A 4,971-nucleotide genomic window follows, 5' to 3' on the forward strand; every position below is an offset into this window, starting at 1 on the left:
CCATAGCGCAGCATGGTCATGACGATCGCCATCTTGGCGGCGATGATCGACAGGCCGAAGGCGGCGAGCGCCAGGAAGATGAGGATGCCGACCACCGTGCCCGCGCCGTAAGCGATGCCCGACGCGGCGCCATTGGAGATGGTGCGGGCAACGATCGTCATATTGTCCGGACCTGGGCTCGCGGCAAAGACGAAGAAGGCCGCCGCGAAGGCAAGCAGGGTCGCAATGTCCATGAAAACTCCCGAGTGTGATCAATCGCTCTCGGGAGATCAGGTTAGCCGATTTGCCACGCGGCGAAAGCCGGCAAAGCCGGATCTTCGCTACGACAACCGCGCTTGCGCCTGGCTCAGCGCAGCACGCGGCAGCGGCCGTTATAGACCATCCAGCGGTCGAAGCCCGAAACGCAGAATTCGACATTGTCGCCGATCGAGGCAAAGCCCTGGCCTTCCTCGATCAGGTACCAGATGGTGCGGGCGCGACCGTCGGACAGGCTGACCGTGGCGCCGCAATAGCGGCGGCCGATCGGCCATTCCTCGCTGGCCGGCAGGTAGCGGTGCTGGTGGATGCGGCTGAAATCGGTGATCGCGACATCGGGCAGATGCGGCACGTGGCGCACCTGATAGGCGAAGCGGTTGGTGATCTTGTTCAGCACCCAGGCCTCGCCGCAGATGCCGCCGTCCTCCTCGGAATAGACGGCGAGGTCTGCGGCATGCGCCGCCTGGGTGAAGCCGAGCGACGTGGCAAGCGGCGTGCAGAGCGAAATCAGGGCGGCAAGAGCGGAACGAGCGAAGCGAGTCATGGCAGCCTCTCAAGGTCGATTGCGCGCACTGTGCGGATTCGCCGCTCAACGGTCAAGCGGTTGCGCTGGCAATGGTTTCCAAGGCATGGCCAGCGGCATCGGCGGTCGATCGTCAGTCCTCAAGGCACCGCGCGGCCGAAGCCGGCAACACCTTCCCGCTTGGCTAGCGCCCCGGCCTGAAGTGGGCGGGCTACTCGCCCGCCAGCCAGTCAATCGTCCAGCGCGACGGCTGCGCGACCGCCATCGCCTTGTGCAGGGCCGGCAGCATCAGGCGCAACTCGCTTTCCAGCGTGAAGGGCGGGTTGACCACCACCATGCCGGTGCCGTCGAGGCTGGGCTCGGCTGATGCCGGCCGGATCTCGAAGCCGATGTCGAGCAGCTTGGGGATGCCGGCATTCTTCAGCGCCGCCCTGAAGGCAGCGACCGCCTTGCGGTCCTTGATCGGATACCAGAGCGCGTAGATGCCGCCCGGCCAGCGCCTGTGCGCCTTCGACAGCCCGTCGACGAGGCGGGCGAACTCCCCGTCCTCCTCGAAAGGCGGATCGACGAGCACCAGGCCGCGTTTCTCCTTCGGCGGCAGATGCGCGCCGAGCGCCAGCCAGCCGTCGAGTTCGATCACCCTGGTCTGGAAATCGCCGGCGAAGACTGCTTTGAGCCGCTCCGCGTCCTGCGGATGCAGTTCGATCGCCGTCAGCCGGTCCTGCTTGCGCAGCAGGTGCCTGGCGATCAGAGGCGAGCCGGGATAGTTCTTCACCCCGCCTTCGGGGTTCACGGCGCGAACGGCCTCGAGGTAGGGCGCCAGCAGGCCGGCGACCCTGGCATCCAGATCCGCGCCCACCAGCCGGCCGATGCCGCCCAGCCATTCGCCGGTCTTCTGCGCTTCAACCGACGACAGATCGTAGCGGCCGATGCCGGCATGCGTGTCGATGACGCGAAACGCCTTGTCCTTCTGCTTCAGATAGTCGAGCAGTCGCGTCAGCACGGCATGCTTGACGACATCGGCGAAATTGCCGGCGTGGTAGGCGTGGCGGTAGTTCATGCCGGGCTCAATTCGACGTGCCGCCGCGGCCCCAGCGCGGCGGTGGTGGTTGCGAATTCGGGTTCTGCGGCCGGCCGCCGCGACCGCCGAACGCGAAGGAAAGCACCAGCCCGATCAAGCCGGCTGCCATCAGCGCATAGCCGGCCGGCCGCGCCCGCCCGTCGATCGCGCCGGCCTCTGCACGCAGCACGAGATCCACCGCCCTGATCGGGATATCCTCGGCATCGCCCGGACCGACGGTGAAGAGATAGGGGCCGGCGCTGACCGTCTGGATCACGCCTGCCTCGTCGCGAAAGATCTTGTCCGGCAGTTGCGGGCTTGCCTGGCGCGGATTGTCGGAGTGGTTGAACTGGAGCGTCGAGGCGAGTTCGGTGCGACCGCCCGTGGCGGCGGTGAGCGTCAGCACGGTGCGCTGCTGCGAGACGATGCGTTCGGCCCGAGCGGTGAGGTCGACCAGCACCCGCAGCGGCGCGTCGCGCGCGGCAAGCGGGATCGTCACCGGCCGGAACCGGCCTTGCTCGTAGACCCGCCAGGTGCCGATCTCGTGGCCGGAGAAATTGCTCATCGCCCAGGGATAGAGGACGCCGATGGCGACGCCGGCGAGGAGAACAAGAACGAAAAGGAAGCGCATCGAAGGCCTTGGCTAGCTAATTCCTGTGGCCGCGATCGCTTCCACCTTTTGCGGTCGCGGCCCGGGCACCATCGCGAATCCGCTCCATCTCGTCCAGCAGCATCTCCAGGCCGAGATCGAAGGTCTTGTCGAAACCGGCGGTGCCGAAATAGGCCCCGGCCGCCACGACGCTGGGAAAATCCCGCGCCATCTCCTCGCTGCTGACGGTGGTGACCGCCGACGGGCCCTTGGCATAGCCGGCGGTCTCGTCGAGGATCGCCCCCATCAGGTAATAGCCAGCGGCACGGAACAGCCGGGCGCTGAGCTCGGCCCCGAAGCCGCCCGCCTCGAACAGGCCGATGATGCTGTTCAGCTTCGCCAGACATGGCGGCGAGTTCATGCGGTAGACGACGATGAACGGCGCGAAGGCCGGATGCTCGGTCGCGACGCGGCGGAACTCCTGCATGCCGACGCGGACCCGTTCGCGCCAGGGCAGGCCTTCGCCGGGGATCACCAGCGCGTTCATCTGCCGGTCGACCAGCGCCTCGTAGAGATGCGCCTGCGAAGGATAGTGATGATAGATGCTCATCGCCTCGCAGCCGAGCGCCGCGGCGAGTTTTCGCATCGAAAAGCCGGACAGGCCCTCCCGTTCGATCACCTCGAAGGCGGCGTCCTCGATCATCTCGCGGGACAGCCGGCCGCGCGCTCGCTTTTTTTTGATCGATGAGTCCATGGCGTCGCTTGACAGCTTACACTGTAAGGTTCATTTTCTGCCCTACCTTACATCGTAAGGCTAACAAACACCAGAGGAGAAAAACATGTCGGCCCGTCGCACGCTTTCGATCACACAGTCCTCCCTTCGCCTTGCCTCCGCATCCATGCTGGCTACCGCTTGCGCGCTGACCCTGACCCTGGCCTCGGCGCCCGCCCAGGCCGACGACTACGACGCCACCATCAAGGACATCCAGTCGACCATGGGCGGCGTGCCAAGCTTCGTGAAGCAGTTCCCGAAGGCCGGTCTGCCCGGCGCCTGGGCCGAGGTCAAGGCCATCGAGCTCAGCGACAAGACGGCGCTGCCGCCCAAGGTCAAGTCGCTGATCTCGCTGGCGGTCGCCGCCCAGATCCCGTGCAACTACTGTATATGGTCGGACACGCAGGACGCCAAGCGCGCCGGCGCCACCGACGAGGAGATCCAGGAGGCTGTGGCGATGGCTGCGCTAACCCGCCACTGGAGCACCATCTTCAACGGCATGCAGGTCGATTTCGAGCAGTTCAAGAAGGAAATGGGCGGCGAATAGGAGAGGAATGGGGCGGCGGGCAGCCCGCCGGCAGCAAGGATCTGGTTGATCGACAAGGCCCGTCATCGGCGGGCCTTGCTTGCTGCCGCCGATGGCTACCGCGCTCTTCCTCCAACTCGCGCGGCGCGGCATGCTGCGCCCTTCGGTCGCCGGATCAAGCCCGGCCGTTCAATGCATCCCAGAGTGGCAGACCTCACGCCGTTCCGGTTGAAACCGGGCCGCGGCGCCCGGATGACGGGCACGCCCGCCTGCCCGGCGAGATATGCGGCAGTCGCCGTCCGGCGCCGTCGCGCCTGTTTGCGATCCGGGCGAGTGCTGACAGAAATCGCGCCAACTCTTTACCGACATAGAACGGAGCCTGGTCAAGAAAACCTGTATTTCCCAAGATTGAGCAAAGCACATCCGCAGCGCACGGAAAGACAGACACCCGCTGCATTTGCCGGTTCGATAAGTCGACACCTTCAAGTCCGCTGGCCCCTTCGCCAACAAGCTTTGCGAGGCTCCCAGAGAGCCTGCCTCGCCGGGGGCCGCAGCCGATTTCGCCCACCATTCCGGACCGGCAGGCAGCCCGATTCGTAAGGTGCATGATTAACCAATCACCAATGTATGAGGTTAACGGATCGCTAATTTAGTTGACTACAATCGCCATAGGTATATTTTTATATGCGTTGGGTGTGCAATTTGGGCGAGCAAGATCGGCGATGGTGGCAACCAGACGCGTGATCGCGATTCACGGGGCATAGCGGGCTGAGCGGCAACCAATAAGCCGTACGGCACTGCTCCCGCAAACTCAGACGTTTTTACGCACATCATGGGTGATGGCGCCTCGGCTTACGCTGAGGGTCGCTACTGTTTCGGGACTTGGTCGAGCAACGCTCTTGCTTGGCCGGGGTGGTGGTGCGCGTGCTGCGTAAGGGGGAGTCATGAGCAGGGTGATGAAGGTCGTGAAGCTCGACCCAAGGGGTGGTCGCAAGGGTGCCAATACCGATCGCGGCCGGGCGCTGGTCGCTGGCGGCGCCGGGTTCCTGGGTTCGCATCTGTGCGAGAGGCTGCTGCATGACGGATACGAAGTCGTCGTCCTCGACAACTTCCACACCGGAAAGCGCTACAACCTCAACGGCATGCATCGCGATCCGTTCTTCACCTGCATCAAGCACGACATCGTCGACGCCTTGCCGATGGATCTCGCCGTCGACGAGATATACAACCTCGCCTGCCCCGCCTC

General features: G+C 64.9%; 7 protein-coding genes. 2 read left to right on the forward strand and 5 right to left on the reverse strand.

The genetic code is table 11. The features are described 5' to 3' along the window. From EN780_RS27385 to EN780_RS27405, 5 genes are all read right to left on the reverse strand, one after another. Positions 1 to 233: LysE family transporter (locus EN780_RS27385; protein ID WP_189556775.1), on the reverse strand; the 233-nt coding region annotated here is incomplete at its 3' end. A 113-nt stretch (positions 234 to 346) separates the two neighbouring features. Then, the gene (locus EN780_RS27390) at positions 347 to 799 is read right to left on the reverse strand and encodes a hypothetical protein (protein ID WP_127392423.1); all 453 of its coding nucleotides are present in this window, start codon (positions 797 to 799) and stop codon (positions 347 to 349) included. A 190-nt stretch (positions 800 to 989) separates the two neighbouring features. Further along, positions 990 to 1,838 carry a 23S rRNA (adenine(2030)-N(6))-methyltransferase RlmJ gene (locus EN780_RS27395; protein WP_128275858.1) on the reverse strand — a complete coding sequence of 283 codons (849 nt, stop codon included), beginning with the start codon at positions 1,836 to 1,838 and terminating at the stop codon, positions 990 to 992. A gap of 7 nt (positions 1,839 to 1,845) precedes the next feature. Beyond that, entirely contained in the window at positions 1,846 to 2,469 is a 624-nt protein-coding gene (locus EN780_RS27400) for a hypothetical protein (RefSeq protein ID WP_128275859.1), read from the reverse strand. A 16-nt stretch (positions 2,470 to 2,485) separates the two neighbouring features. Then, the gene (locus EN780_RS27405; RefSeq protein ID WP_128275860.1) at positions 2,486 to 3,181 is read right to left on the reverse strand and encodes a TetR/AcrR family transcriptional regulator; all 696 of its coding nucleotides are present in this window, start codon (positions 3,179 to 3,181) and stop codon (positions 2,486 to 2,488) included. An 85-nt stretch (positions 3,182 to 3,266) separates the two neighbouring features. Between EN780_RS27405 and EN780_RS27410 the strand changes: the two genes are divergently transcribed. Next, complete coding sequence (locus EN780_RS27410) at positions 3,267 to 3,746, forward strand: carboxymuconolactone decarboxylase family protein (protein ID WP_187331187.1); 480 nt, start codon at positions 3,267 to 3,269, stop codon at positions 3,744 to 3,746. A 923-nt stretch (positions 3,747 to 4,669) separates the two neighbouring features. Continuing rightward, the coding region (locus EN780_RS27415; RefSeq protein ID WP_128275861.1) for an NAD-dependent epimerase/dehydratase family protein at positions 4,670 to 4,971 on the forward strand (302 nt) is incomplete at its 3' end.

Origin of the sequence: Mesorhizobium sp. M4B.F.Ca.ET.089.01.1.1, from assembly GCF_004022605.1 — a bacterium.
Classification (GTDB): domain Bacteria; phylum Pseudomonadota; class Alphaproteobacteria; order Rhizobiales; family Rhizobiaceae; genus Mesorhizobium; species Mesorhizobium abyssinicae.